1 protein-coding gene is annotated in these 795 nt (G+C 37.6%); it reads left to right on the top strand.

The genetic code is table 11. The features are described 5' to 3' along the window. Positions 1 to 81: 81 nt before the first annotated feature. A partial coding sequence (locus ACRCJ0_RS16865; RefSeq protein ID WP_431391308.1) for an HAD-IC family P-type ATPase occupies positions 82 to 795 on the top strand: 714 nt, incomplete at its 3' end.

The raw sequence follows: 795 nt of genomic DNA, 5'->3' as shown, positions 1-795 counted from the left end.
AGTAGTCATAGGTCTTTTTTTGAAAGATAACCTCTGGATCCTGCTTTAGGGATAATAATTTAAAGGATGGAGAGATGATTAATGTCAGAAGAAAAGAACAATCAGTCTTTTTTCACTCAAGATGCTGATCAAGTCTTCACATCATTAAATTCTTCTACTGAAGGTTTATCTGATGCTGAAGCTGCCAGTCGCTTAGAGAAAAACGGACCGAACGAAATTAAAGAAGGTGAACGCAAGTCAACCTTACAAAAGTTCTTGGATCAATTTAAAGATTTAATGATTATTATCTTATTAATCGCTGCAGCACTTTCATTAATTTTAGAAGGTTCTCACGGTTTGGTAGATGCAATTATTATTCTTGCGGTTGTATTAATTAATGCAATCATGGGTGTCGTTCAAGAAAATAAAGCTGAGGATGCTATTGACTCTCTTAAGAAAATGTCTTCACCTAAAGCAAACGTTCGTCGTGATGGCGAAGTTAAAGCAATCGATTCTAAAGATATCGTTGTTGGTGACATTGTAATTCTTGAAGCTGGTGACGTTGTACCTGCCGACTTACGTCTATTCAAAGCAAGTTCATTACAAATTGAAGAAGCTGCTTTAACTGGTGAATCTGTACCAGTTACTAAAGATACTGCCACTGTTGAAGGTGACGCTGGTATCGGTGACCGTTTAAATATGGGGTTCTCTTCTACTAACGTAACTTACGGACGTGGTGAAGGTGTTGTAACTGCAACAGCTATGGATACTGAAGTCGGTAACATCGCTGAGATGTTAGAAAACGCTGAAGGTAAA

It is taken from the genome of Aerococcus sp. L_32 (assembly GCF_050689315.1).
Note: the sequence above shows the minus strand (reverse complement) of the source record. Positions and strands in the feature narration are given on the sequence as shown.